Annotated in this window: 21 protein-coding genes and 1 pseudogene; 13 read left to right on the plus strand and 9 right to left on the minus strand. The window is 69.6% G+C overall.

Annotation, left to right across the window (positions count from 1 at the left end; translation table 11 throughout):
• Nucleotides 1-177: 177 nt before the first annotated feature.
• Both ON41_RS35105 and ON41_RS40895 read left to right on the plus strand, forming a co-directional pair.
• Nucleotides 178-1,554, plus strand: a complete 1,377-nt coding sequence (locus tag ON41_RS35105; protein WP_157185742.1) for a cytochrome P450 — start codon at nucleotides 178-180, stop codon at nucleotides 1,552-1,554.
• A gap of 13 nt (nucleotides 1,555-1,567) precedes the next feature.
• On the plus strand, nucleotides 1,568-3,841 hold the full coding sequence (locus ON41_RS40895; RefSeq protein WP_051163195.1) for a DUF8320 family protein: 2,274 nt from the start codon (nucleotides 1,568-1,570) through the stop codon (nucleotides 3,839-3,841).
• Nucleotides 3,842-3,895: 54 nt separating this feature from the next.
• Here the strand turns inward: ON41_RS40895 and ON41_RS35120 are convergent, their stop codons facing one another.
• The 4 genes from ON41_RS35120 to ON41_RS35135 all read right to left on the minus strand — a co-directional run bounded on the left by ON41_RS35120 (nucleotide 3,896) and on the right by ON41_RS35135 (nucleotide 7,756).
• Complete coding sequence (locus ON41_RS35120) at nucleotides 3,896-5,401, minus strand: aldehyde dehydrogenase family protein (RefSeq protein WP_040752897.1); 1,506 nt, start codon at nucleotides 5,399-5,401, stop codon at nucleotides 3,896-3,898.
• Complete coding sequence (locus ON41_RS35125) at nucleotides 5,398-7,029, minus strand: GMC family oxidoreductase (RefSeq protein ID WP_040752898.1); 1,632 nt, start codon at nucleotides 7,027-7,029, stop codon at nucleotides 5,398-5,400. Before ON41_RS35125 ends, ON41_RS35120 begins: the two co-directional genes overlap by 4 nt.
• A gap of 114 nt (nucleotides 7,030-7,143) precedes the next feature.
• Nucleotides 7,144-7,497: a hypothetical protein gene (locus tag ON41_RS35130; protein WP_040752900.1), complete on the minus strand. Its 354-nt coding sequence runs from the start codon at nucleotides 7,495-7,497 to the stop codon at nucleotides 7,144-7,146.
• 37 nt (nucleotides 7,498-7,534) lie between these two features.
• Entirely contained in the window at nucleotides 7,535-7,756 is a 222-nt protein-coding gene (locus tag ON41_RS35135) for a hypothetical protein (protein WP_157185743.1), read from the minus strand.
• Nucleotides 7,757-7,847: 91 nt separating this feature from the next.
• Between ON41_RS35135 and ON41_RS39525 the strand changes: the two genes are divergently transcribed.
• A complete protein-coding gene (locus ON41_RS39525; protein ID WP_051163197.1) occupies nucleotides 7,848-9,041 on the plus strand; it encodes a helix-turn-helix domain-containing protein in 1,194 nt (397 codons plus the stop codon).
• 17 nt (nucleotides 9,042-9,058) lie between these two features.
• Here the strand turns inward: ON41_RS39525 and ON41_RS43285 are convergent.
• The 3 genes and pseudogenes from ON41_RS43285 to ON41_RS35150 form a co-directional block, all read right to left on the minus strand.
• Nucleotides 9,059-9,178: pseudogene (locus tag ON41_RS43285) on the minus strand (type 1 glutamine amidotransferase domain-containing protein); the annotation flags it as partial.
• A 13-nt stretch (nucleotides 9,179-9,191) separates the two neighbouring features.
• Nucleotides 9,192-9,797, minus strand: coding sequence for a dihydrofolate reductase family protein (locus ON41_RS35145; protein ID WP_040752904.1), 606 nt, complete (start codon nucleotides 9,795-9,797; stop codon nucleotides 9,192-9,194).
• A 54-nt stretch (nucleotides 9,798-9,851) separates the two neighbouring features.
• Entirely contained in the window at nucleotides 9,852-10,622 is a 771-nt protein-coding gene (locus tag ON41_RS35150) for an alpha/beta fold hydrolase (protein ID WP_040752906.1), read from the minus strand.
• A 144-nt stretch (nucleotides 10,623-10,766) separates the two neighbouring features.
• On the opposite strand from ON41_RS35150, the gene ON41_RS35155 reads away from it, so the two are divergent.
• From ON41_RS35155 to ON41_RS35195, 9 genes are all read left to right on the plus strand, one after another.
• Nucleotides 10,767-11,288 carry a TetR/AcrR family transcriptional regulator gene (locus tag ON41_RS35155; RefSeq protein WP_218003603.1) on the plus strand — a complete coding sequence of 174 codons (522 nt, stop codon included), beginning with the start codon at nucleotides 10,767-10,769 and terminating at the stop codon, nucleotides 11,286-11,288.
• 95 nt (nucleotides 11,289-11,383) lie between these two features.
• A complete protein-coding gene (locus tag ON41_RS35160; protein ID WP_083905870.1) occupies nucleotides 11,384-12,307 on the plus strand; it encodes an N-acetylglucosamine kinase in 924 nt (307 codons plus the stop codon).
• A 74-nt stretch (nucleotides 12,308-12,381) separates the two neighbouring features.
• Nucleotides 12,382-13,914 (plus strand): sodium:solute symporter, encoded by a 1,533-nt coding sequence (locus ON41_RS35165; protein WP_040752908.1) that lies wholly within the window; start codon nucleotides 12,382-12,384, stop codon nucleotides 13,912-13,914.
• Nucleotides 13,915-13,919: 5 nt separating this feature from the next.
• Nucleotides 13,920-15,074 carry an anhydro-N-acetylmuramic acid kinase gene (locus ON41_RS35170; RefSeq protein WP_306307800.1) on the plus strand — a complete coding sequence of 385 codons (1,155 nt, stop codon included), beginning with the start codon at nucleotides 13,920-13,922 and terminating at the stop codon, nucleotides 15,072-15,074.
• 4 nt (nucleotides 15,075-15,078) lie between these two features.
• On the plus strand, nucleotides 15,079-15,951 hold the full coding sequence (locus ON41_RS35175) for a MurR/RpiR family transcriptional regulator (protein WP_040753163.1): 873 nt from the start codon (nucleotides 15,079-15,081) through the stop codon (nucleotides 15,949-15,951).
• On the plus strand, nucleotides 15,951-16,868 hold the full coding sequence (murQ, locus tag ON41_RS35180) for an N-acetylmuramic acid 6-phosphate etherase (protein ID WP_040752912.1): 918 nt from the start codon (nucleotides 15,951-15,953) through the stop codon (nucleotides 16,866-16,868). Before ON41_RS35175 ends, murQ begins: the two co-directional genes overlap by 1 nt.
• Nucleotides 16,869-16,978: 110 nt before the next feature.
• A complete protein-coding gene (locus ON41_RS35185; protein WP_040752914.1) occupies nucleotides 16,979-18,193 on the plus strand; it encodes a NupC/NupG family nucleoside CNT transporter in 1,215 nt (404 codons plus the stop codon).
• A gap of 190 nt (nucleotides 18,194-18,383) precedes the next feature.
• Entirely contained in the window at nucleotides 18,384-18,593 is a 210-nt protein-coding gene (locus ON41_RS35190; protein WP_040752916.1) for a hypothetical protein, read from the plus strand.
• Between the two features lie 29 nt (nucleotides 18,594-18,622).
• Nucleotides 18,623-19,669, plus strand: a complete 1,047-nt coding sequence (locus tag ON41_RS35195; RefSeq protein ID WP_040752918.1) for a fused (3R)-hydroxyacyl-ACP dehydratase subunits HadA/HadB — start codon at nucleotides 18,623-18,625, stop codon at nucleotides 19,667-19,669.
• A gap of 6 nt (nucleotides 19,670-19,675) precedes the next feature.
• Here ON41_RS35195 and ON41_RS35200 read toward each other — a convergent pair whose 3' ends face one another.
• Together ON41_RS35200 and ON41_RS35205 are read right to left on the minus strand one after the other, a co-directional pair.
• The gene (locus ON41_RS35200; RefSeq protein WP_040753164.1) at nucleotides 19,676-20,890 is read right to left on the minus strand and encodes a hypothetical protein; all 1,215 of its coding nucleotides are present in this window, start codon (nucleotides 20,888-20,890) and stop codon (nucleotides 19,676-19,678) included.
• Nucleotides 20,891-21,110: 220 nt separating this feature from the next.
• Nucleotides 21,111-21,461, minus strand: coding sequence for a hypothetical protein (locus ON41_RS35205; RefSeq protein WP_040752920.1), 351 nt, complete (start codon nucleotides 21,459-21,461; stop codon nucleotides 21,111-21,113).
• 201 nt (nucleotides 21,462-21,662) lie between these two features.
• On the opposite strand from ON41_RS35205, the gene ON41_RS35210 reads away from it, so the two are divergent.
• Nucleotides 21,663-23,906, plus strand: a complete 2,244-nt coding sequence (locus tag ON41_RS35210; protein WP_083905855.1) for a M20/M25/M40 family metallo-hydrolase — start codon at nucleotides 21,663-21,665, stop codon at nucleotides 23,904-23,906.

Here is a 23,906-nt window from a genome sequence, read left to right on the forward strand (position 1 = left end):
CAGGGCATCGGCGCGCGGTCAGACTGGTCGGTGATCAATGCTCGGGGGCAGATGACCAGCACTCGCATGCTCGCCGGCCGACCGTTCCCCTATCCACAGGATGTGTGATCGGCTGGCCGACAGCATGTTCGGGGTGAAGTAGTGCTGTGCAACACCGACAACACGGGAGGATTGTCGATGATGGACCAGAGCAGTGCCGCACATCCGAAACGGGCGCCGTACAGCAGCCGGTTCGGCCCGTTCGGCGAGATGGTGACGATGATGCGCGACCCGCTGGCCGTCCTGGAACGGCTGGCGGGCGAGCACGGGCCGATCACGGAGTTCCGGGTCGGGCCCGCCCGCGCGCTGCTGGTGGCGGCGCCGGACCCCATTCACGAGGTACTGGTCGGCAATGCCGCCGACTTCGGCCGCGCCCGGGCGATGGTGCTCGGGCTGTGGCCCGCGCTGCGCAACGGGCTGGTCGTCTCCGAGGGCGAGTTGCACCACCGCCAGCGCGGGATGATCGGCCCGCTGTTCACGCCGCGCCGGATGACCGCCTATGCCGAGGCGATCACCACCCAGATTCGCGTCCACCTCGACCGGTGGTCGGCGGCGGGCCCGTTCGACGCGCTCGACTCCATGCAGCGGCTCACCCACGACATCATGGGCGAGCTGTTCGCGGGCGAGGCGCTGGCGGACGACGAGGAGGCCCTGGCCGCGATCACGCGCGTCTTCGACTGGGAGATCCGGCTGCTGAGCCGCCCGGTCGTGGCGCCCCTGTTCGTCCCGACCCGGCGCAATCGCACCTTCCTGCGCGATATCGCCTATCTCCGCGAGCGCGTCGGGGAACTCGTCGAGGCCCGCCGCAGCGGCGCGGCCACCGGCACCGACATGCTCCAGGCCCTGGTCGAGGCCCGCGACGCCGACGGCCCCATGGATTTCGAGCAACTGGTCGACGAGACGATCAACCTATGGGCCTCCGGCATCGAGACCTCCTCCGACGCCCAGTTCTGGACCGCGTACGCGCTGTCGCGGAATCCGGAGGTGGCCGAGCGGGCCCGCGCGGAGACCGACCGCGTCCTCGGCGGGCGGCCGCCCACGGCCGAGGACCTACCGAATCTACCGTACTGCCTCCAGGTGTTCAAGGAGGCCATGCGGCTGTACTCGCCGGCGCCCGCGTTCCTGCGGCAGGCGGTGCGCGACACCACGGTCGGCGACTATCACGTGCGGCGCGGCACGGTCGTCTTCGTGGCGCCGTGGGTGATGCACCGCTCGCCGCAGTGGTTCCCGCGGCCGCTGGTCTTCGATCCCGACCGCTTCGCGCCCGACCGCAAGCTACCGCGGCACGCGTACCTGCCGTTCGGCGCGGGGAAGCACGTCTGCGTCGGATCGGCGCTGGCGCTGCTCGAGGGTCAGCTGTTCACGGCGATGCTGCTGAACTCCGGAACGCTGACGGTCCTCGACGGGGACGCACGACCCCATCTGCAAACCAATCTCCGGCCGCGGGGCCGGGTGCACGTGATGTACGAGGCCCGCGAGGCGGCACAGGTGGGTGATTCGACCGCATGGGCCTGATCCGGACGTCGCCGTGACCGCCGCACCGAGGGAGACCACGGGTGCGCCGGTCGGTCCGGCGGCGAACCGGATCACACGTTCCGCGGCACTGCTGATCGGTGCGATCGGCGTACTGCTCGGGCCCGCCGTGGGCCGGGAGGCCTGGGAGCAGGCGCGGTTCCTGGAGTGGTGGTGGACGCCGCTGGCATTCACCACCGTCTTCGGGACCTGCCTAGTGCTGGCCGCGCTGTCCTTCTCGATCTCGCCGCGCGCGGTGCGAGGGCTGTGCGGGGCGGTGTGCGGCGGCATCCTGCTGTCGATCGTGGTGCTGCCGTTGGCGATTCGCGATCCCGCCCTGCACGACGATCCGTTCTGGCTGCTGCGCACGGTGGCTCTGGGCGCGGCGGGCGTGCTGGTGTGGCGGCCGCGGGTGGCGACCGCCGTACTCGTGCTGGTCGTCGGCGGCGGCGCCCTCGCCAACGGGTGGCTTCAGGGCGGCGTGCGCTGGCTGCCGCTGGTGCTGGACTTCACCCGGAACTTCGGGATCGCGGGCCTGCTCACCTGGGGCCTGTTCACGGTCGTCCGCGCCGCCGCCACGCTCGACGAGGAGTCGGTGCGGGCCGAGCGCGACGCGGCCGAGGTCGCGGCGGCGGATGCGAAAAGCCGTGAGCGGGCGCGGTTTTCCGCGATCATCCACGACGAGGTGATGTCGACCCTGCTCGACGCCTCGCGCGGCCGGGACTCCACCGCACTGGGCCGCCTGGCCCACCGGGCGCTCGGCCGGTTCGACGAATTCCGGCGCAGCGGGGAGGAGGGCGGCGAACTGGACGCGTTCGGCGCCATCGGGACATTGCGGGCGACGGTGTCGGCGATCAACCCGGGCATCACGTTTCGCGCCAAACGGCTCACCGGATTCGCGCGCCTCCAAGTGCCCGCCGATGTCGGCGATGCCATCGCGGCGGCGCTGGCCGAGGCGGTCCGCAACAGCCTGCGCCACGGCGGCGGCATCGGGCGGCGGGTGCGCCGCGAGGTCACCGTGACGGTCGGCACGGGAGCGCTGCGGGTCGAAATGCGGGACGACGGCGCGGGTTTCGACGCGGAGACGGTGCCGGTGCACCGGCTCGGGGTGCGGCGCAGCATTCTCGCGCGCATGGCCGACCTGCCCGGCGGCGCCGCGTTCGTGGAATCCGCGCCGGGACAGGGCACCACGGTCACGCTGGTGTGGGTGCATCCGAGCGTCGACGAGGAGCAGCCGGACGCCCGGCCCGAGGTGCCGGTGGGCGCGCACCCGCCGGAACGCTGGGATCTGCGCGGCCTGCTCGGTCTGCGGGGCGCGCAGGGTGCACTGGTGACGGCCGTCCTGCTGGCCACGATCGCCTCGATGTCGGTGTCGAATATTCGCAGCATTCCCGGACATCAGACCGGAATCCTGGTGGCGTACGCGGCGATCGCGGTCGCGGCGGTGGTGACGCTGGCGATCGACACCGACCCCTTCCCGTGGCCGGTCGCGGCGGCGGTGGCGGCCGTCGGGCCCGTGTCCGCGGCGCTCGCCTACGACCACGTCGGGCCGGAGCAGGTGCACGAATTCGTCTGGACGATCTACGCGTTCTCCGTGGTGCTGTGTTTTCTGGCCGTCCGGGGGCGCAGCGGGTACGCGACGGCGAGCATCGTGGCGGCGACGCTGGTCGCGGTATTCGCCCTGGGCCTGGGCGTTCGCGGTGTCGCGCTATCGATGACGCCGTTGATCATCGTCGTCGCCGGGACGCTGATGGCGGCCATCGCCCGCTCGAATCTGCGGGCGCTGCGGCAACTGGCCGACGAATCGGCGGCGCGCGCGGCGGCACAGGCGACCCTGCGGGCGCAGGGCGAGGAGCGGGCCCGCCAACTGGAGCGGCTCGACGAGCGGGCGCGCCCCATGCTCGAGCGGATCGCCGCCGGCGACGGCCTCACCGAGGCCGAACGCCACGAATCGCGCGTGCTGGAGGCCGAACTGCGCGACAGCCTGCGCGCGCCCACCCTGACCACCGGCGGCCTCGTCGCGGCCACCCGCGGCGCCCGCAGCCGCGGCGTCGAGGTCCTGCTCCTGGACGACGGCGGCCTGGCCGACGCCCCCGAAGCCCTCACGGCCACGGTCCTCGAGGAGGTGGCCCAGCAACTGGACAAGGCCAACGCGGGAACCATCACGGTCCGCATCCTCCCCCGCGGCCGCCACGTCCTCGCCACCATCCTCGTGGACGCCCCGGACGAGATGCGCCGCATAGAAATAGGCCACGACGGGACAACCCGAACCTTGGTCGATCACGGGTGACGCGGACACTGTTTCCACTGGCGAGCGAGCATCACCTCATTACCCGAACCGCACCTACTTCCACTTCCTCTTGCCGTGGAGAAGGGTCATGACCTTGGCGACGCGTTTGTCGGTGGCGGTGGTGCGGTCGAAGGTGGTGAGGGACAGGAGGGGCTGGAAGCGCTGGCGGGCCACGGCGTGGGCGTAGGTGAATTCGCGCAGGCCGTCGGGGCCGTGGATGCGGCCGAAGCCGGAGTCCGCGACGCCACCGAACGGGAGCGACGGGATCTGCGGGAAGTTGAATACCGCGTTGACCCCGACCATTCCGGTACGTAGCCGCCCGGCCAGTTCCCGGCCCTGATTCCGCGAGTACACCACCGCGGACAAACCGTAGCGGCTCGCGTTCGCCAGCTTCACCGCCTCGTCCATATCCTCGACCTTCGTGACGGTCAGGGTGGGACCGAAGGTCTCCTCGGTGACGGCGAGCGAATCCTCCGGCACGTCCACGAGCACCGTCGGCTGCACGATCTGGCCGGAGATCCCGTCGAGGCCGCCGGTGCGCGCGCTGCCGCCCCGGGCGAGCGCGTCCTCGATATGACTGCGAACGACCTCGACCTGCCGCGCCATCGTGACCGGACCGATCTGCGCACCCGCGTCGATACCGGCGCGCACCGCTTTCGCCTGTGTCACAAGCTTTTCCAGGAACTGCTCGTAGGCCAGCCGGTGCACGTACACGCGTTCGGTGCCGATACACGACTGCCCGGCATTGGCCATGCCCGCCCAGAGCGCGGCATTCGCCGCGACATTCAGATCGGCGTCGGCGTCGACGATCAGCACATCCTTACCGCCGCACTCGGCCACCAGCGGGGTGAGGGTTTCGGCGCAGGTGGCCATGACCCGTTTGGCCGTGGCGGTCGATCCGGTGAAGGCGATCTTGTCGACGCCGGACCGGCACAGCGCGGCCCCGGTGCCGCCGTCGCCGGTGATCAGTTGCAGCACCGGCTGTTCCGGCACGACCTCGGCGAACATGTCGACCAGCCACCGCCCGACGCCCGGACTGAACTCACTCGGCTTGAACACCACCGCGTTGCCGGCGGCCAGCGCGTAGACGATCGATCCGAGCGGGGTGAACACCGGATAGTTCCACGGGCCGATGACCCCGATGACGCCCAGCGGCTTGTACTCGACCGAGGCCGCCTGGTTGAACGTGAGCAGACTCGTGCGAGCGCTCTTGCGGCCCAGCACCTTTCGCGCGTTCTTCCCGGCCCACTTCAGATGTTCGAGCGACAGCGACACCTCGAGAGCGCCGTCGGAATGCGGCTTGCCGGTCTCGTCATGGATCACCGCGGCCAGCTGGCCCATGCGGCGCGCGAGCACGCCCGCGAAGCGCGTGAGCCGCTCGCCGCGCTCGGCATAGGTCAGCCCGGACCACCAGTCGAAGGCGGTGCGGGCACGCTCGACGGCGGCGGCGACGTCCGCCTCGGTCTGCACGGGATAGGTGCCGACGAGTTCGCCGGTGCCCGGATTACGCACCTCGAACTCGGACTGGGCGGTGGTGGTGTCGAAGTCGGTGGTGGTCATCGGCTGCTCTCCTTCGCCGCGCCGGCGGCCGTCGCCACCCGGCCACGGCCGCGAATCAGGTCGGCGGCCTTCTCGCCGATCATGACGGTGGGTGCGTTGGTGTTGCCGCGCGGGATGCGCGGCATGATCGAGGCGTCGACCACGCGCAGGTTCTCGGTGCCGCGCACGCGCAGCTCCGGATCCACGACGGCCGTCTCACCGGTGCCCATGGCGCAGGTGCCGACGGGATGGAACAGGGTCTGGGTCCAGCGCTCCACGTGGGCGCGCAGCGCGTCCTCGTCGCCCGCGTCGGCGGCATCCGGAAGATGCAGGCGCTCCAGATGTTTCGACAGCGGCGCCTGATTCGCGATCTCGATCAGCTGGCGCGCTCCGGCCAGCAGGATGTCGAAGTCCCGGGAGTCCGACAGGTAGGCCGGATCGATATCCGGCTTCCACCGCGGATCGGTCGAGCGCAACCGCAGCCGGCCGCGGCTGTGCACCTCGACGAGGGTCGGCCCGGCGGTGAACATCGGGGCGATCGGCTCGTGGAAACCGTTGTCGTAGAAGGCCGTCGGGGCGACGTGGTACTGCATGTCCGGGGCCGTGGCGCCGGAGCGCAGGCGGGTGAAACCACCGCCCTCACCGATATTCGACGCCAGCGGCCCGCGGCCGAACGCCTGCCACTGCGCCAACCGCAGCGGCGTCTCGAACTGCGCGAGATCGGAGGTGCCGCGGGTGCGCCACAGCAGCGGCGTCACGGGGTGGTCGTGCAGGTTCTCGCCCACGCCCGGCACGTCGGCGATCACCTTCACGCCGGTGTCCCGCAGGTGCGCGGCCGGGCCGATCCCCGACAGCATCAGCAGCTGCGGGGAATTGATCGCGCCGCCGGACAGCAGCACCTCGGCCTCGGCGTAGGCGGTCTGTTCCGCGCCGTCCCGCAGGTAGCCGACACCGATCGCGCGGGTGCCGTCGAAGACCACCCGGGTGGCCAGGGCGTCGGTGCGCACCGTCAGATTCGGGCGCGACAGGGCCGGGCGCAGGTAGCCGTCGGCCGTCGACCAGCGGCGGCCCCTGCGGTGGGTCACCTGGTAGCGGCCGACGCCGTCCTGGGCCGCGCCGTTGAAGTCGTGGGTCCGCGGGAGGCCCGCCGCGGCGGCCGCCTCGATCCAGGCGTCGGTGAGTTCGTGTGTGTAGCGGGGGTTCTCGACGTGCAGCGGTCCCGCGGTGCCGTGGTACACCGACTGCAATCCCGTATTGGTCTCGGATTTCACGAAATACGGCAGCACGTCGTCGAAACCCCAACCGGCCGCGCCGAAGTCGCGCCGCCAGCCGTCGTAGTCCACGGCGTTGCCGCGGATGTAGATCATGGCGTTCATCGACGAGCAGCCGCCGAGGCCCTTCATCCGGGGCCAGTAGGCGCGGCGACCGCCCAGGTGCTTCTGCGGGGTCGTCTCGTAGCGCCAATCCCATCGCGTGCGCAGCAGCGTGCCCCACGCCGCGGGGATGTGGATCTCATCGGCGTCGTCGACCGGTCCCGCCTCCAGCAGCAATACGGACACCGATGGATCCTCGGTGAGCCGGTGCGCGAGCACGCATCCCGCGCTCCCCGCACCCACTACGACGTAGTCGAACGACTCCCGATCGGTCATCGAGACCTCCCTTACAGACGGCAATGGCCCCATTGTTCACGTCACGACCGGGGTATTCGTTCGATTCGCCGGATTGCTGCCTCGTCGCTGCCCGTTCGCGTGCATGCTGAGCGGTCAGGCCCATCGCGAGGCGGCTTCCGGACGCCCGATCTCCGCCCACAGCACCGTCCGGCCCGCCGTGCAGTACTGTCCGCAACGGACGCTGATCCGCTCGACCGTCTCGGTGACGAGACGTCCGGAATCGGCTATGACACTAGCGTTTTCGGCCGAGTCGTGCACCTCGATCACCAGCCGCCCCGACGACACCGCACGCAGGCGGATGCCCATCCGCGTCGGATATCCGAGGTCCCGCGCCTCGACGGCGGCGACGAAGGCGCCCGTCATCTCCCGGACGGCGCGTTCGCCGTCGATCAGCACATCGTCCCAGCGCCATCGGAGCACCGTATTGCGGACGAAGATCGCCGCCACCGTAACGGCACGTCGAGGAGACCGTCATCTCCCGGCGTCATGTCCCGATGTGCGGAGCATCGGCGGGCACCATCTTGTTCGCCTGCACCAGAACGGATTTGGCGTGCCGTAATGCCGGGCAGAGCGTGATCGGGCACTCTTTGTGCACCTGCATCACCCGGTGCGCCTCCGCGACGGTCCACTGCCGTCCCGGCGAGGGCGGCGCGTGCACCATCAGGATCGGATGCGCTTGATCGGGCAGCATTGTCGGTTCCGGCACGTGATAGATGTTGCCCAGGTCACAGAGTCGGAGGAAGGTAAGGACCACGCAGGCTTCAGCAATCGGTAGCAAACGGACAGCAGGGGGTGCCGTGGCGGATGTGACGATGTGGACCGGCAGGCATGTCAAGGCGCTGCGGGACGCCACCCGGAAGACGCAACAGCAATTGGCCGACGACCTGACCTGCGCCCAGCGCACGGTGAGCTTCTGGGAGAGCCGTCCCGACGGCAAGGTCAGCACCGGTTTCCAAGCGCGCCTGGACAGGCTTCTGATCAACGCGGACCATGGGTCGAAGAGGCGCTTCTATGAACTGACGGGAGACCCGGACGTGAACCGGCGAGACTTCCTGGCCTCGACCGCAGCCGTGGTGGGCATGTCGACCCTGCGCGGGCAGGACACACCCGTCGTGACCGCCGATGCGATCGAGCACTTGAAAACCACCGTCCACTCGGCCATGCAGTTGGACGACAAACTCGGCTCGAATGCCGCCCGCCCGATCATCGAAGCGCAGGCGAAGACCTGCGCGACACTACTGCGCGATTGCCCGCCGAGCCTGCGACGCCAACTGCATTCACTGACAGGCGAAGCCACCGCCAGCCACGCCTGGGCGGTATGGGACCAGGGTGACGCCAAGGGTGCCGACGAGATGTTCCAGCTGGCTTATCGACACGCGGCAGAAGCGGGCGACACCGATATCGCGGCCGGAATCCTCTGCCATCGAACGCAATTGGCCGTCAACACTCACCAATACGCCCGCAGCGCCGACCTGGCCGACGCAATGCTCCTCGTTCCCTCCCATGACGGCCGCGTCAACGATTTCCGACGGCTCTGCGCGGCACAGGCTTTCGCGGCAACAGGGAGAACCCACGACGCCTGGACACAACTCGGCCGAGTCACCGACGACTATGCCGAACAGACCACCCCGGACGAGTCCTACTGCTACTACCAATCCCGCTGGACCACCGGCGTGAAAACCGCACGCTGCCTCGCCCTCTCCGGAGAGTCCCAGTCAGCGGCCGACGCCGTCCAAGCCACACTCCCCCTCATCCCCGCACACGCCAAACGAGACCAGGCACTATCCAATTTCCACCTGGCACAGGCAGCGGCCGCAATCGACGTCGACCGCGCCTGCGCCGCAGCCCGCGACGCAATAGACCTAACTCGCGGCAGCGCCTCCCCCCGAGTCCGACAGGTCTACGCCGACACCAGAACCCACCTGAACCCCTGGTCCTCAACCCGCGCAGTCCGCCAACTCGACGACTACGCCGCCGGAGTCCTCACCTGATTTCGCGGTTGTAGGCCGTAGCGGGTGCAGTCACAGCCGGTGAAGTAGATGGCGTCGTAGTCTGCCGCGTCGACTTGGTCTGGGGCGGCGGTGGTTTCGAGCAACGCCATCCGTGCTGGATCGGCACGCCATGCCTGTGGAGAGGCTATGTCACGCAGGGGCGCCGAGCGGGGGATGCTCGAGAACGCGGGGCTTGTACTCGACCAGCTGGATGCGGCCGTCGAAGGTGCGGTGGTCGATCATCTCGAGGGCGACGTCCGGATAACCGTCGTATATACGTTCCGCGCCCGTGGCACCGGTGATGACCGGGAACATCACGACCCGGAATCGGTCGACGAGTCCGGCTCGCAGCAGGGACCGGCACAGGCTCAGGCTGCCGATGGTGGTGAGGAGCCCGGAACCACTCGATTTCATGGCGCGGACCGCCTCGATGGCATCGTCGCGGACGAGCGTGGAGTTGGCCCACGTCAGTGGCTCCTCGAGTGAGGAGGAGAACACCACCTTGGACGCTTTGGTGAGCCCGTCGACGGACGCCTCTTCTTCCGGCCGGAACTCCTCTTGGCCATCGGGGACCTCGCCGGCGGCGAAGCCAGACATCAGGCGGTAGGTGTTCGCTCCCATCAGGTGGGTGGTCTCCGGCTGCTCGCCGAGCCACGCGAGGTACTCCGGGCCCTCGAGACCCCAGAATCCGGGCCACCCCTCTCCCGACCCGTAGCCGTCGAGGGAGGTGATGAAGTCGACGAGAAGCTCCGACATGGCACTGTCCTTTCCTAGGGTGTCATGAGCTTCGACCGCCCGGGAGCCACAAACTCATCGGCCGAGCCGCTGGCCCACAGTCCTGTTTCCAGGGCCGGCGAGAGAAATGAGTCGATTCTGGCAGGCGGCGGCTATGTCCAGGATCAGCTCGGAGAACTCCGCCGGCCGGGCGAGCGGGAAGTAGTGCCCGGCACGGGGGATGACCAGTAGCCGGCCTTGTTCGCAGGCGGTCAGTGTTCGGCGCTCACCGATACGGAAGTGATCGTGCGCGCCGTTCACGAGCCAGACCGGCCCGGGATACGCCGCGAGGCTTCCTGTCAGATCGAAATTGCCAAGCGCGGCAACGACATCGGGAATTGCTTCGGTGGCGATGCCGCCGAGTTCGATGTCGTGCGCCACCCGGGCGGGCAGGACCCTCTCGAAGGCTCGGCGGCTGATTCGTTCACCGCCGTCGGGGCGAGCCGTCAACGCCTTGTGCATGGCTTTGAAGGGCATTGCCAGCATCCGGTTGGGCGGGCAGCTGGCCCCGGCGACGATCAATCCCGCTACCCGCGCGGGGTCCGATGCCGCAGCCGCGGTGCTGACGAACCCGCCCAGGGAGTGTCCCACCAGCACTGCGCGGCCACCGACACTGTCGATGCTGTCGTGGATCGCGGTAATCGCCGCATTCAGAGTGAAGTGTTCGCCACGACGGGTCCCGTGCCCCGGCAGGTCGACCGTCGCCACTGGTCGCTCGGCGACTACCCGTTCGGCAACCGCAGGCCAGCAGCGTGCGCTGAGTCGAATGCCATGAACCAGAACGATGGGAAGTGGGGGCATGCTCATTCCTTAATTTGCAACACAACGTTGCGTTGCAATCTAACGGCAGGCTCGCGAATTCGCAACGCAACGTTGCGTTGTACTGTGGGCGGTGTGGAGAGATCGGAACGGCGGCCCGGACACGGCCCGCGACGGGCACAGGAGATCTTCGTGGCCACCCTCAACCTGTTGTCCGCGGCGGGCTACGAGGGACTGACCATGGAAGAGGTCGCAGCGCGCTCGCACGTCAACAAGACGACGCTGTATCGCTGGTGGCCATCCAAGGACGCGCTGCTGGCCGCCGCCCTGGACGATTCCGACTTGCTGAGTTTCGACATCCCCGATACCGGAACCCTGCGTGGAGACCTATCGGCAGTAGCGGCAGGGATCCATCGACTGCTCACCGATGAAACGACCGCGCCCATCGCGGCCGCGGTACTCGCCGCCACACCGGTCCGGCCGCGGCTGGCCACGATCGGGCGCGCCTTCTTCGCCGGTCGGCTGGAACGGGAACGCCCCCTGTTCGATCGGGCAATCCAACGTGGCGAACTACCCCCCTCGGCCGATCCAGCAACGATCATGGACGCGTTGGCCGGTGCGATCTGGTTCCGCATACTCTTGCGCGGCGAGCCGGCGTCGCCCGAATACCTGCGCGCCATCGTCGATCTCGTTGTGGCAGGCATCGAAACCTAGTCAGAAGATCAGGGGATTCCAGCCGAAGAAACGAAGTAGACGCAACGGCGGCGTTGCGCACCTACACCCCGGCCGGGTTCGCGATGATGCTCGTCATGAGCAATGCAGTGCTTGCTGTGGATCTGGGGAAGACCCGGTGCCGGGCGTCGCTTCGGGCCGGCGGAGGCGAGAAGGACAGTGCCGAGGGGCCGGGGGCGCCGGGGCTGGCCTCGGCGGATGGGGTGGGGGCGGCGGTGCGGGCGATCGAGGGCGTGCTCGGGGAGATCGATGGGGCGGCAACGGATTTCGTGCTGTCGGTGGGGGCGGCGGGGGCGGCGTCCGCGCCCGAGGCTCGGGACGAACTCGCGCGGCGGCTGGCGGGGATGCGGAGGGTGGCGGGGGTGGCGGTGACCTCGGATGCCGTCACCGCGCACGCGGGGGCGCTGGGCGGGACGCCGGGGGTGGTGCTGGCGGCGGGGACGGGGGCGGTGGTGACCGCGGTCGACGGGGCGGGCGTGTTCACCCGTGTCGACGGGTGGGGGCCGCTGCTCGGGGACGAGGGCAGTGGCGGGTGGATCGGGGTCGAGGGGCTGCGGGCCGCGCTGCGCAGTCACGACGGGCGCGGCCCGGACACCGCGCTGGCCGTCGCAGCGGCGGAACGGTACGGGCCGCTCGACGCGCTGCCGCGGCTGTTCGGGCAGCACGAGAATCCGGCGCTGCTCGCCGCGGAGTTCGCACCGGCCGTCGCGGCGTGCGCCGAATCCGACGAGACGGCCGCGGACATCATGGGCGCGGCGGGCCACGCGCTGGCCCGCGCGGTCCTCGCCGCGATCAAGACCAGCGGCCTGCCGACCCCGGCACCGTATGCGGTGACCGGCGGATTGATCGAACTCGGCGCGGCGCTGTCGACCCCGCTGAACCGCGCGCTGGCGGGCGTCGTAGAGCCCAGAGCCGCGCGCGGACGGCCCATCGACGGCGCCGCCCTGCTCGGCACGGATACGACCACGGCGCTGGAACCCTTGATCACACGGATCGTCTGAGAGTTATTGACAGGAACTCCGTTGAGAGCTGACACTCATTTGCAGTCTGCCTATCGCGTCACCGGGAGTTCACGATGAACGCACTCAATGTGGCCGTCATCGTCGTCTACCTGGTGACCATCGCCTGGATCGGCCTGCGGCTGTCCGGGAAGCAGCGCTCCGCCGGCGACTACTTCGTCGGCGAGGGGCGCATGCCGTGGTGGACGGTGTGCTTCTCGGTCGTGGCCACCGAAACCAGTGTGCTGACGGTGATCTCGATCCCGGGCGGCGCGTACACCGATCAGGGGTTCGGCAACGTCACGCTGGCCTTCGGCTACATCATCGGCCGCACGGTCGTCGCCGTCGCGCTCATCCCGCTGTACAAGCGCGGCGGGTTCGTCAGCGCCTACCAGTACCTCCGGCAGCGTTTCGGCCGGTATCTCCAGGGCGTGGCGTCGGTGACGTTCGTGGTGACGCGGCTGCTCGCCGAGGGCGTGCGGCTGTTCGCCTCGGCCATCCCGATCAAACTGCTGCTGGGCGAATTCGGCGTGAGCATGGGGTACGACGTCATCATCGTGGTCGTGACGCTGCTGACGGTCGTCTACACCTACCTCGGCGGCATCAAGGCGGTGATCTGGACCGACGCGTTGCAGATGGGCCTGTATCTCACCGGGGCGCTCATCGCGATCGGCGTCCTGACCGGCCATGTCGGCGCGTCCGGCTGGGCCGATGCCCTGCACGGCGGCAAATTCCATTTCATCGATACCGACTTCGGCCTGTCACACATCCTCACCAGCAGCTTCGCGTTGCCCACGGCGATCATCGGCGGCGCGATCTTCGCCATGGCCTCGCACGGCTCGGATCAGCTGATCGTGCAGCGCATCCTGGCCACCCGGTCGGTGCGCGACAGCCAGAAGGCGATGGTCGCCTCCGGGGTGTTCATCGCGGTGCAGTTCGCCGCCTTCTCACTGGTCGGCGCGCTGCTGTGGTCCTACAACGAGGGCAAGACACCCAAGCAGTTGGGCCTGTCGAGTTCCGACGGACTGTATCCCGACTTCATCCTGCACGGCCTGCCCGTGGTGATCTCGGGGCTGCTGGTCGCGGGCATCCTCGGCGCGGCCATGGGGTCGCTGTCGGCGGCGCTGAACTCGATGTCGAATTCGACCGTGGCCGACATCATCCACAGCTTCTCCCGCCGTGAGATCTCCGATGACACCATGCTGCGGCTGGGCCGGTTCATGACGGTGGTGTGGGCGGTGCTGATGGCGCTGTTCGCCATGGGTTTCAGCGCGACCACCGGGAACGTCTACCTGACGGCGCTGGCGATCGCCGGCTACACCTACGGCGCGCTGCTCGGCGCGTTCCTGCTCGGCCGGCTGATCAAGCGCGCCAACGAATTCGACGCGATCGTGGCCTTCGTCGCCACGGTGCTCGTGATGACCTTCGTGGTCCGCGTCGTCAAGATCGACGTCACGGTGGCCGGGGCGCCGAGCCGGAAGGGCATCGCCGCACAGTGGTTGGTGCCGATCGGCGTCGCGGTCACCCTCGTGGTCGGCGGGATCACCAGCCGGTTCCATCCGACACCCGAACCCGCGCCGCCCCCGGAATCCGTTCGGGCGGTGGTCTAGTGCGCGTGATCGGGTTGATGTCCGGAACGTCCCACGACGCGATCGACGCGGTCGCGGCGGATATCGACCTGCGCGACACCACGATTCACGTCCGCGTCGCGGGCCTGCTCAGCCGCCCCTACCCCGGCGCACTGCGCCGCGACCTGATCGCCGCGCTCCCGCCCGGCGCCACCGACCTGGCAACCGTCTGCCGGCTCGACACCCTGATCGGTCAGGAGTTCGCGGCGGCGGCCGCGGCGGCCGTCGACGAATTCTTCCGCGGCGCGGCGGATCTGGTGGCCTCGCACGGGCAGACCGTGTACCACTGGGTCGAGGAGGGCGCCGTGCGCGGCTCGCTCCAGATCGGACGGCCCGCGTGGATCGCCGAGCGCACCGGACTGCCCGTGATCAGCGATTTCCGCTCCGCCGATATCGCGGCCGGCGGTCAGGGCGCGCCGCTGGTCGCGCTGTTCGATCTGCTGTGGCTGGCCGGCCGGTCCGGACACTCGGTCGCCCTGAATATCGGCGGCATCGCCAATGTGACCGTCCTCGGCGATCCCCCGGTCGCCTTCGACACCGGCCCCGGCAACGCCCTGATCGACGCGGCGGTGGAGTTGTGCACCGGCGGCCGGGACCATGTCGACCGCGACGGCAAGCTGGCGGCAACCGGAACCGTCGATCCGGACCTGCTGGATACGTTGCTCGACGAACCCTACTATCGCGCGACTTCTCCCAAGACCACGGGGAAGGAACTGTTCCACCGCGGGTACCTGGAACGCGTATTGTGGAAGCGGGCATTAGGACCCAGCGATATCGTCGCTACCGTGACCGAGCTGACCGCCCGCACCATCGCCGACGCCCTGGAGCCATTCGCCCCCACCGAGGTGATCGCCTCCGGCGGCGGCACTCACAATCCGGCTCTGATGAAGGCATTGGCGGCACGCCTGGACACCGCCCGGCTACGCGTCTCCGACGACCTCGGACTGCCGTCGGCGGCCAAGGAGGCCACCGCCTTCGCGGTCCTGGGATTCCTGGCCGCACACCAACTCCCAGGCAACCAGCCCGCATGCACCGGCGCACGGCGGGCTACGATTCTCGGTTCCCTTACTCCCGGTGCGGCCGGATTCCCTTCCGTCGCACCGCCCGCCGCTCCACCCCGACACCTCACGCTGGACGGATGACGCGATGACCGACGGTGACGATGTCCGCACCCGCCTGCTGGCGGCACTCCCCCGACTCACCCCGACCGCCCGCCGGGTCGCCCAGGTGATCCGCGACGATCCGGCGGGGACGGCGCAACTGACCGTGAACCAGCTCGCCGAACGCGCCGAGACCAGCACCTCGGCGGTCGTCCGCCTGGCCAAAACCCTTGGCTACGAGGGCTACCCGCAGCTGCGCCTGGCCCTGGCGGCCACCGGGACCGAGGACCGCACGCCGGTGCTCGCCACCGATATCGATCCCGACGACACGCCGCCGAAGGTGCTGCACAAACTCGCCGCTTTCGAGACCGAGGGACTGCTCGCCACCGCCGAACGCGCCGACGCCGCGACGATGGCGGCGGTCTCCGAGAGCCTGGCGCAGGCCCGCCGGATCCAGCTGATCGGCATCGGCGCGTCGGGCCTGGTGGCGATGGACATGGCGCAGAAGCTCACCCGGATCGGACTGTGGTGCGGCGCCTGCACTTCCGAGGACGACGCGCTGGTCCAGGCGGCCCTGCTCGGCGGCGACGACGTCTCGATGGCCTTCTCGCACTCCGGGGAGACCGGCGGCGTCGTCGAGGCCGTGCGCCGCGCCGCCCGCGCGGGAGCCGCCACGGTGGCCGTGACCGCGGGCGCCGGGTCGACGCTGGCGGCGACGGCCGCGCGCACCCTGCTGGCGGCCGGGCGCGAAGACGGTTTCCGGTCGGCGGCCATGGCGAGCCGGATGAGCCAGCTGCTCATCGTGGACGCGCTGTATGTCGGTGTCCTGCAGCGCACACCGGACGCGGCCCAGGCCCTGCATCGCACGCACGACGCGGTCGCCGACCGCCGGGTCCCGCGCCGGCCGAAGGAGAGATAGTGGACGAGGAGAGCGCTTCGGACGAGATCGGCGCCTTAGCCACCGAAACACCCAATCCCCGCACCACGACCCTGGACATCATGCCGGTCGACCTCCTGCTGCGCACCATGAACGACGAGGATTCGCACGTGGCCACGGCTGTGGCGCAGGCGATTCCGGAGATCGGGCAGGCCGTCGCCACGATCGTGGCGGCCCGGTCGCACGGCGGGCGGCTGATCTACGCCGGGGCGGGCACCAGCGGCCGGCTCGGCGTCCTGGACGCGGCCGAATGCCCGCCCACCTTCGGCACCGATCCCGGTGAGGTCGTCGGGATCATCGCGGGCGGCGGGCGGGCCCTGACCGCGGCCGTCGAGGGCGCGGAGGACGACTCCACAGCCGCCGCAGGCGACCTGGCCGCCATCGAGCTGACCGGTGCCGACGTGGTCGTCGCCCTGGCCGCCAGCGGGCGCACCCCGTACGCGATCGGCGCCCTCGACTACGCCCGGTCGATCGGCTCCCCGGCGGTGGCCGTATCGTGCAACCGGCCCGCCGAATTGAGCCGCCACGCCGATATCGCCATCGAGATCGACACCGGCCCCGAGATTCTCACCGGATCGACCCGGTTGAAGGCGGGCACGGCGCAGAAGATGGTGTGCAACATGCTGACCACCGCGGTGATGGTCCGCGAGGGCAAGGTGTACGGCAACCTCATGGTCGACATGCACCCGTCCAATTCCAAGCTGATCGACCGCGCGCGCCGGATCGTCGCCGAGGCCACCGGCATCGACACCGGCTCCGCCGCATCGCTTCTCGACGCCGCCGACGGGCACGCCAAGACCGCCATCGTCATGCAGCTCGCGGGGGTCGACGCGGATCGCGCCCGCCAGATGCTCGCGGCCACGGACGGATTCGTGCGGCGAGCCGTCGGCGACGAGTGATTCCCACCGGTGCGGGGTGTTCGCCGCGCCGATCCGCCCGGTCCTGGGTAGCCTGTCCCCCAACTTATAGCTGGTAGATAGCCCGGCCGGGCGACCACGCGGAGGTATACGTGCAGTACGTGATCGGAGTGGTCGGCCTGCTGGTCTTCCTGCTACTCGCCTGGTTGCCGAGTTCGGACCGGCGGGCGGCCGCGGGCAAACTCGGCCGCGTCGCGGTGCTGCTGGTCGTCCAGTTCGCCCTCGCGTTCCTGCTGCTGAAGACGGGCGCGGGCACGGCGCTGGTGCGGGTCGTCCGCGACGGGTTCCAGCACATCCTGAACTACGCGGCGCAGGGCACCGAGTTCGTCTTCGGCGATCTGGTGCGGGTCGGCGGCGACAGCGGCCCGGCGTTCCTGTTCTCCGTGCTGATGCCGATCGTCTTCGTCTCGGCGCTGATCGGCATCCTCCAGCACATCCGGGTGCTGCCACTGATCATCAAGTATGTCGGCACGGTGCTGTCGTGGGTGAGCGGTTTCGGCAAGGTCGAATCGTTCAATGCCGTCGCGGCGGTCATCCTCGGGCAGTCGGAGGTCTTCATCTCGCTGCGCGGCATGCTGGAACGCATTCCGCCGCAACGGATGTACACCCTGGCCGCATCGGCGATGTCGACGGTGTCGGCGGGCATCCTCGGCGCGTACATGCAGTTGATCGACGCCCGATTCGTCATCGCGGCCATCATGCTCAACCTGCTGGGTGTCTTCGTGGTGACCGCGCTGGTCAACCCGTACACGGTCACGGCCGAGGAGGACGCCGAACTGCTCGCCGCGGAGTCCGAGGACAGCCGCAAGGCGCAGTCGTTCTTCGAGATGCTGACCGAGTACATCCTGCTCGGATTCCGCGTCGCGTTCACCGTCGCGGCCATGCTCATCGGCTTCATCGCGCTGCTGGCCATGGTGAACGGGATCTTCGCGGCGGTGTTCCACGGCACCACCTTCCAGGACATCATGGGGTACGTCTTCGCCCCGCTGGCCTGGCTGACCGGCGTGCCGTGGGACGAGGCCGTCGACGTCGGCAAGTTCATGGGCACGAAGCTGGTGTCCAACGAGATCGTCGCCATGCAGCAGCTGCGCCAGGGGCACGGCGGGCTGTCGGAGCATTCGATGGCGATCGTGTCCACCTATCTGGTGTCGTTCGCGAACTTCTCCAGCATCGCCATCATCATCGGCGCGGTCCGCAGCCTCAACGAGAAGCAGGGCCTCGTGGCCGCTCGCTACGGCCTGCGCCTGCTGTATTCGGCCACCCTCGTCAGCTTCCTCTCCGCCACGATCGTCGGACTGCTCAGCTGACGCGGCAGCGCCCCCGGTAGCGGGGCGGCCGCCGCGTTGGGCCGCGTCACCGACCGCCCCCGCGGACGGTGGTGACCGGAAACAAATCCGATGCGGCGGAATGTCTTTCGGCCCTCGACCGGATTACCTTCTCCGTTCGACGGGTCAGCGGCGCCCCGGGTCTCGACACACCCGAGGAGTGAGCCGATATATGAGCGAGCAGTCGTGGCCGCTGGCAGCGCGCGAAACGCACACGGGCAAGCGGACGTTCGTCGTGCAGATCCTGCTGGCCCTCGGGGCCCTGGCGGTGGTGGCCGCCGGATGCTACGCCCTCGTGGTCGGCGCGCTACCGCAGGAGCGGGAGGCGCCCGCCGTCGTCCCGCCGTCGGCGGTCACCTGGACCGGCGTGGTTCCGCGCTGACCACACACACATTCGTTCCGAGGAGGAGTATGGACACTCTGACCCGCGCACCCGCCGATCAGGCTCGCCGGCTGGTCGGTCACCGCTATCGCCTGGCCGATCATTACGAGGTGGGGCGGGAGAAGATTCGCGAATTCGCTCGCGCGCTCCAGGATTCGCATCCGGCGCATCGCAGCGAACTGGCCGCCGCGGAGCTGGGATTCGACTCGCTGATCGCTCCCGCGACCTTCGCGACCCTGCCGTGGATGCGCTCGCAGGACGAGGTCCTCAGCACCCACCTCACCGAATACGATCTGGGACAGGTACTTCAGGCCGATCAGATGCTGGAGTTCGCCCGGCCGCTGACCGCCGGGGACGTCCTCACCGCGGACGTGTACTTCCAATCCTTCCGGCAGGTACGCGATCTCGACCTGCTCACCACGAAGAACGTTCTCACCGACCGCCAGGGCGTCCCGGTGCAGGCCGGGACCACCACGCTGGTCGCTCGCACCGGCGGCGGCGTCCGCACAGATCTGACCGATATGGTGGACGGGATCATCATGTCCGGTCTGGGCACCGCGGACCGGCAGGCGCGCCACTTCGACAGTACGGGCTCCCTGCTCCCGGTGTCGGGCGACGCGATCGCGGTCACGCCGCTGGGGCGACGGCCGCGAACCGCCTGCACCGCCGCGGATCTCGCGCCCGGGGACGAGCTGCCGACCCGCACGATCCGCCTGACCCGTGGCGATCTGGCGAACTTCGCGGGCGTCACCGGCGACGCCAACCCGATCCACTTCAGCGACGATGTCGCCGTGGCCGCCGGGCTGCCGTCGGTCGTCGCGCACGGCATGCTCACCATGGGCCTGGGCGCGGGATACCTGACCGGGTGGCTGGGCGACCCGGCGGCGCTGACACGGTACGGCGTGCGCTTCTCCGGCACGCTGCCCGTCGCCGCCGGCACACCCAGCACCATCGAATTCGGCGGTGTGGTCAAGACCGTGGACACCGTGCAGCGGACCGCGACGATCGCGCTCACCGCGAAGGGCAACGGGCAGAAGTTGTTCAGCCGTGCCAGCGCGGTGGTCGCGCTCCGCTGACGGGGACTACTCGTCCGGGTCGAACCCGTTGCGCTGCTTGGTGGCGCGGGCGCGGCGGCGTTCGGCCCGGAGTTCGGCGAGTTCCTGCTCCAGGGTCTCGGCGATGCGGAACTGGCCCGTGTCGTAGACGCTCAGCGGGTCCTCGTCGGACGAGGACGACGCGGGCTTGCTCGCGACCTTCTTGGACTTGGCGGAACCGTTCGTGCCCGAGTCGCCGAGGTCGTCGACCCGGTAGCTCGTGGCCGTGGTGCTGGGGGTCTTCGGGGTCCAGATATCCGGCTCCTCGGCCGGATCCAGCACGTCGCCGGTCGACTTCGCCGACTTCTCGGCCGACTTCGTCTCGGGGGCGGTGCCGGGGAGCGCGGCCTGGGGCACCGGCGGACGGGTGTCCGGCGCGGCCTGGCGGATGAAGCTGACGAACGTGGGCAGCGTGCGGCGGATCTGCTCGGCCGGGTCGGGCAGTTCCCGCACCTGTTCGGTGGCGCGGGCGATGGCCTGCCCGTAGCGATGGCTCGCGGCGTTGTGAATGAGCAGCGAGACGCCGATCATCACCGGCGCGACCGCGTGCACACCCACGTCGTACCACGAACCGCTACGGAGGTACGGGTAGGTGTTCAGGACGACGGTCAGCGCCAGCAGCGAGAGCTCGGCCATGGCGACCTGGCGGGCACTGTCCAAGATGCCCCACTCGGCGACCTTGTTCGTGCCGATCATGATGATGATCAGGCAGACCGAGATCATGGCCTCGAGCAGGTAACTGAACCAGAACAGCGGGTCGGTCGCGCCACCGGGCGCGATGTTGTGCTGCACGTTGACCGCGGACCACAGCATGCCGGCCGCCACGACGCCGGCCAGGCCGCGCTGCGACCAGGCTCGGTGCCGGTACAGCGAGGCGAGCTTGGCATGCGGGCTGGACTCGCGACGCTGCGCGGCAACGGCCTTGCGGGCCATCAACAGATCTCGCATATCGGCCTTCGCGATCGCCTCTGAGGTCTGCCTTGCGCGGTCCGATGCGGAAGCCGCGGCCTGGACGTTCTTCCAGCGTTGGTCGCGCTCCTGTTCACGGATCTTCTCGGCGAGCTCACGTTCGGCGAGGAGTTCGTCTTCGGAGAGGGCGTCGGTCAGCGCGGGGTCGAACTGGTACGCGAGGCGCCCACGGGCATGCTCGACCCGCTTCGCCAGCTGCGCGACCTCGTCTCCGTTGGGACGTTCGAGGGTCAACGCGACCACCGCCCGGTGAGAAGCAATGGCCGACAGATGATCACGAGTGGGAACGGCACACGACATTAATAGTCGATCGACCGCCATCCGCGAAACTGTAGATTTGCCGAAATCCATAGTTCATCGGCGTGGCGGGCGCGACACGCCGAGTTCGGTTATCGGAGTCGTTGTGGCGAGCAGGACAATTCGTCGGTTTTGTGTCGATAGAGGCTGGACCTTATCAGGCGGCAGCGGCCGTGGTAAGCATCCGCCGCACGGCCTCGGGGTCCGCGACATCGATCACCAGTCGCGTGAAATCGCCACCGGACAGATCGATCTGCAGCGCGCGCCCGTCGAACAGCGTGTCCCAGAACTCCTTGCGGCCCTTGCCGCGGAACGTCCCGGCGGCGATCACGCCGGGGAAGAAGGTTCCGGGCGCGCGCATCCACGGCGGGCGGCTGTCCACCGGGGCCGGCGCGACGGCCCGGACATCGGTGAGGTCGAAGCGGAGCTGCTCGCGCAGCCCCAGGAAGCGGTGTGCGCCGCGGACATGCACCGTCACTGTCGTACCCGTGACCTCGATGTCGACCATCGTGCACCTGCCTCTCACCCGAGATGATGTGGTCACCATCCAGAATGCTGAGCAAGGCTGACCGGAGTCTGAGGCGTTCCTTTGAGTTCTCTCAGATTCCGGAAATCCGCGCATAACCGACTGGACGGCACGATCATGTCGGCCAGCCGCGGCGAGGACCGATCTCCCGAACACCCGGCGGTGCGCGTTTAGGATCGGACCATGCGGGTGGGACCACGACTTTCCGGTGTGCTGGCTTTCGCGGTTCTCCTGGCCGTGGTGGTGGCCACCGCGTGGGGGCAGCAGCCGCACGGGCATCGGCCCGCCACCGCGCCCGCCGGGGAGTTCAGTGCCGAGCGCGCGCTGCGCACGGTCGAGGCGATCGCGTCCCGGCCACACCCGTCCGGCACGCCCGAACACGACCGCGTCCGCGACCTGCTCGCCGACGACCTGCGAAAACTCGGTCTGGATACCGAGATTCACTCGGGTGTGGGCCGCTATCCCGCCGCGCTGGAGCGCGATGTGGTGGGCATGGCCCAGGTCGGCAATATCGTCGCCCGATGGCCCGGCAGCGCTCCGACCGGGACCGTCTACCTTGCCGCGCACTACGATTCCGTGCCCTCGGGCCCCGGCGCGAACGACGACGGCGTGGGGGTCGCGACGATCCTGGAGGCCGTCCGCGCGCTGCGGGCGAGCGGTGCGACGCCGCGCAACGACCTCGTCGTCCTGCTGACCGACGCCGAGGAACTCGGGCTCCTGGGGGCCGAGGCGTTCGCGGACGCGGGCCACGCCGATCCGCGCGGCGGGGTGGTCGTCAATCACGAGGCGCGTGGAGCGGGCGGCCCGCCGCTGCTGTGGCGGATCACCCATCCCGACGGGGATCTGATCCGCACGGTCGCCGGGATCCCGCATCCCGACACCGACTCGCTGTCGACCACGCTGGCGGGCGCCCAGACGGGCAGCAACACCGATTTCGCCGCCCTCGACCCCACCGGCCTGCGCGTCCTGGACTGGGCGTACGCGGGCCGGAACGCTTACTACCACAATCCATTCGACGATCCGGCCCACGTGAGTCTCGCGACCGTGCAGCAGCTGGGCGACAACACGGTCGCGCAGTCCCGCGCCTTCGGCGACCGCGACCTCGCGAATCGGGCCGACGACGACCGCGCGTACTTCTCGCTGCCGTTCGGGACGCTGATCGTGCTGCCGCTGTGGCTGATCGCCGTTCTCGCGGTGGCCGCGCTGATCGCCGCGGGGTGGGTGGTCCGGGCGCTGCGGCGCGACGGCGAGGCGTCCGTGCGGCGCGTACTCGGCGCGGCGGCGACCGCCCTGCTCGCGCTGCCCGTGGCGATGGGAGCGACATACGGGCTGTGGGCGGCGGTCGTGGCGATCCGGCCGGAGTATCGGCCGCTGTTCGTCGACCCGTACCGGCCGGAGAGCTATTACGCGGCGGTGCTGGTGCTGTGTGTCGCCGTGCTCGCCGCCTGGTACACGCTCGCGCGCAAGCTATTCGGGCCCTCCGCCGCCGCGGTCGGCATGCTGTGCTGCGTGACGGTCCTGGGCGCGGGATTCACCGCGGTGGCCCCCGCTGCCGCCCAGGCGCTCGTCGTCCCCGGGTTCTTCGCCGCGGCCGGTGTGGCGCTCACCTTCTCGATTCCCGCGCCGTGGCGGCTGCCGGTGCTCACCGTCTTCCTGACGCCCGCGGCACTCTTCCTCGGCGCCACGGTGTGGTCGGGGTTGCAGACCGGCATCACCGGCGCGCCCTTCCTCGTCGCTCCGTCCGTGGTGCTGCTGGGCGGGCTGCTGTGGTTCCCGCTCACGCACGCCTGGCCGAAACGTCGCGCGGTTCTGATCCCCGCCGCCGCACTGGTTCTCGCGGTGGCGCTGGCCGCGGCCGGGCTCGCGGTCGACCGGTTCGACGACCGGCATCCGCTGATGTCGCAGCTGGCCTACGCGCTGGACGCGGACCGCCAGGAGGCACAGTGGATTTCACGGCAGCCGCCGGATCACTGGACGCGGCGGTTCGTCGAATCGGGGGCTCCACGAGGACAATTCGCGGACCTGTGGTCCGAGACCGTCGCCGCCGGCCCCGCGCCGGCGCGGCCGCTCTCCGCACCGGTCGCCGAGGTCCTGTCCGATACCACGGATTCCGGTCATCGGACGATACGGCTGCGCCTGCGGTCCACCCGGGGCGCCACCGCCCTCGCGCTGCGCTACGACACGCCGATCCACACGCTGCGTGTCGCGGGACGCGACCTGACTCCCGCACCGAAACAGGGCTTCCAGTTCACCGCGCCCCCGGCCGAGGGGATCGACGTGGAACTGACCGCTCCGGCCGGACCGCTCGCCCTGCGCGTGGTCGACTACTCCTGGCTTCCCGATTCGGGTCTCGCCGATCCGCCGCCGGACATCTTCTACCGTCAGGACAGCGCGGCCGCCGTCTTCGCGACCGTCAAGGGTGTGTGA

This window comes from Nocardia transvalensis NBRC 15921 (assembly GCF_000308875.1).
Lineage (GTDB): Bacteria > Actinomycetota > Actinomycetes > Mycobacteriales > Mycobacteriaceae > Nocardia > Nocardia transvalensis.

Bases quoted from the DNA above. Each gene is read 5' to 3' on its own strand.
- ON41_RS35105 (WP_157185742.1), top strand. From the start codon at position 178: ATGATGGACCAGAGCAGTGCCGCACATCCGAAACGGGCGCCGTACAGC.
- ON41_RS35150 (WP_040752906.1), bottom strand. From the start codon at position 10,622: ATGAGCATGCCCCCACTTCCCATCGTTCTGGTTCATGGCATTCGACTC.
- ON41_RS35120 (WP_040752897.1), bottom strand. From the start codon at position 5,401: ATGACCACCACCGACTTCGACACCACCACCGCCCAGTCCGAGTTCGAG.
- ON41_RS35160 (WP_083905870.1), top strand. From the start codon at position 11,384: ATGAGCAATGCAGTGCTTGCTGTGGATCTGGGGAAGACCCGGTGCCGG.
- ON41_RS35165 (WP_040752908.1), top strand. From the start codon at position 12,382: ATGAACGCACTCAATGTGGCCGTCATCGTCGTCTACCTGGTGACCATC.
- ON41_RS35190 (WP_040752916.1), top strand. From the start codon at position 18,384: ATGAGCGAGCAGTCGTGGCCGCTGGCAGCGCGCGAAACGCACACGGGC.
- ON41_RS35145 (WP_040752904.1), bottom strand. From the start codon at position 9,797: ATGTCGGAGCTTCTCGTCGACTTCATCACCTCCCTCGACGGCTACGGG.
- ON41_RS35195 (WP_040752918.1), top strand. From the start codon at position 18,623: ATGGACACTCTGACCCGCGCACCCGCCGATCAGGCTCGCCGGCTGGTC.
- ON41_RS35205 (WP_040752920.1), bottom strand. From the start codon at position 21,461: ATGGTCGACATCGAGGTCACGGGTACGACAGTGACGGTGCATGTCCGC.
- ON41_RS35175 (WP_040753163.1), top strand. From the start codon at position 15,079: ATGACCGACGGTGACGATGTCCGCACCCGCCTGCTGGCGGCACTCCCC.
- ON41_RS35125 (WP_040752898.1), bottom strand. From the start codon at position 7,029: ATGACCGATCGGGAGTCGTTCGACTACGTCGTAGTGGGTGCGGGGAGC.
- ON41_RS35210 (WP_083905855.1), top strand. From the start codon at position 21,663: ATGCGGGTGGGACCACGACTTTCCGGTGTGCTGGCTTTCGCGGTTCTC.